Origin of the sequence: Rosenbergiella nectarea (assembly GCF_900111105.1) — a bacterium.
GTDB lineage: Bacteria > Pseudomonadota > Gammaproteobacteria > Enterobacterales > Enterobacteriaceae > Rosenbergiella > Rosenbergiella nectarea.
Genome location: NZ_FOGC01000026.1, coordinates 1 through 2291 on the forward strand (window position 1 = coordinate 1; position 2291 = coordinate 2291).

Here is a 2291-nt window from a genome sequence, read left to right on the forward strand (position 1 = left end):
TGGGGCGTAATCCATAAAATCCTACGACTTACCCCCTCAAAACGACTCAAAATGGCTTAGATGAATTCTGACACCATGAATCGTTATGCGTCCAACTGAGTAGCAACTGATTTCAGGGTGATTTGATACCCAACCCCATAAAACACTGTCCGATCACCCCATCGAAAACGGTGAACGGGCAAATAAATTTTTTATTTGTCTGTGAGGCGTTGGCAGGGTGTCGGGATGCAATCCTGACGACTAGATCGTGTTGGCGGTGTACCAAACACATATCTTGTCCTGTCGTTAACTGTCAGTTTTAAGATTTTAAATAAGCCAACTGCAAGTTCAGGGCAACTCGGCATCGTGTAATACAAACTGCGAAGCGTTGTATTACAATTTGCGAAGAGGTTGCTATCCTGCATGTGTTCGTCCTATCCCTTCATCCTCAAGCGTTAAAATCCATTCAAAAGCAGTTTTAAAATCGATTTAAAATAATTTCGCTGAAAAAAATTCGGAGAATATTCGGGATCTGTTCGTCAGAAGAAAATGCCAATGGAGCTATAAAATTCCGCTTCCTCGCCGCAAACAAGTTTGCTTCTGCGGCGAGCGGTAGGAGTGTTCCGGTAGGGATGTTTTTGATTTCTGGGTTATAAATGTACAGAAGCCCCGTGACATAATCACAGGGCTTAGGTACTCTAATTCTTGCAGGTAACTGCTAGGAACCAGACGTAGCAATCTAATCCTAGCAGTGGAAGCTAGCTTTTGTCACTACTTCCTTAAAACCATTCAAAGACGTTAACCTCATACCTGCACCTTAGACACTCAGGTCTACGCCCCGGACTCCGGCAGGATAAACAGGCATACGGTGGGAATAAAATCCTAACCAACTCGGGAAAGAAGTTGGCTCTACCCCGTCTCGCAGTACGATAACTGGCACCTGATAAAGTGAGTTTCTAAGGAGTTGTAAGCGGTATAGTGTGATTGCAGAAGTCTGACACTACGCCCACACAATCAAACCTTTTGCAGGGTAAGAAAAACAAGAAAAGAGCTAGATGAAGGTCGCTACGCTCCCCGTGATTTTTATATACCCACCACGGGGGCATTAGGCATTTTTTTAATTAAAAAAGGTCGCTACACCATGTTCAATCAAATCCCCCCTAGCATTTACATAGCCATAGGTGCATTTACAGCAGCTGAATCGCCACCGATTTAACAGACACCTCAGAGTCATTTAAAATGGCTTAAAGAGAGGTGCACATGAGCAGTAAGCGTTATCCTGAAGGTTTAAAATTGAAGCGGTCAAACAGGTTGTTGATCGTGGCCATTCTGTTTCCAAAACGTAAAGTATTCAGATGTATTTTTTATCACCTATACATAAATCCAGATAAAATAGCATATAACTTTCGCCTGACATCATCATTAAATATGAACTTGAGGTACAGATGAAAGGATACTTAATTATTTTATTTTTTATTACTGGTACTGCCAATTCCTCAGAAGTTATATCAAATAAGTACTACACAATAGATTCGGATAATCAGTTAATGTTATCGAATGGAAATATTAAGGCTTTTGGCCATGTACACGCTGTAAGCGGAGATATGAATATTGATGCAGAAGAAGCTATTTATCATCGTGAGAACCCCAACGATACATATATAACAGCCACAGGAAATCCAATAAAATACAATGGGGTAACAGAAGACGGCAAGCCATTCTCAGGAAGCTCTAAAAAGCTTAAATATACTCCAGAAACAGGAGAGGTCATCCTGACAGATGAGGCTTTTGTTCAGCAAAAAGGAAATACTCTATCGGCCGCAGTAATAACATACAACACCATTACGAAAAAAATGATAGCTTCTTCGGCACCTGGTAAAAGAGTAAAAAGTGTGATTTATCCTGACAAGGTACCACAGACGAAAAAATAATTTTTCTTAGTCAGCATACTGAATCTGACAAAAACCTTTTACCCTAACAGTTTACTGCTAGGGTAATGTCAGCGTTCCAACACGCAATGAAAGCTTAACGTGAGTTTTCGTTCTACTACGCGTCAGCCCCCTACCCCGTATCGCAGTGCGATAACTAGCACCTGAGTAGTTGAATTTCTAAAGTGTAGTAAGCGGTATAGTGTGATTGCAGAAGTCTGACACTACGCCCATACAATAAAACCTTTTGTAGGGTAAGAAAAACAAGAAAAAATAATGAGCTTTAAATATAAAAGCACATCCACTGGAAAAGAGATCTCCGTTATAACTAATGATTTAACATAAGGCAGTCTTACGCGCACCGCTCAAACGCCCTCAGAGCAA

1 protein-coding gene is annotated in these 2291 nt (G+C 40.9%); it reads left to right on the top strand.

Annotated elements, in window-relative coordinates; translation table 11 throughout:
- Positions 1-1424: 1424 nt before the first annotated feature.
- Positions 1425-1910 (top strand): lipopolysaccharide transport periplasmic protein LptA, encoded by a 486-nt coding sequence (lptA, locus tag BMX14_RS16270; RefSeq protein WP_092678554.1) that lies wholly within the window; start codon positions 1425-1427, stop codon positions 1908-1910.
- Positions 1911-2291 lie beyond the last annotated feature (381 nt).

Coding starts and splice junctions, on each gene's coding strand:
- lptA (WP_092678554.1), top strand. CDS start 1,425: ATGAAAGGATACTTAATTATTTTATTTTTTATTACTGGTACTGCCAAT.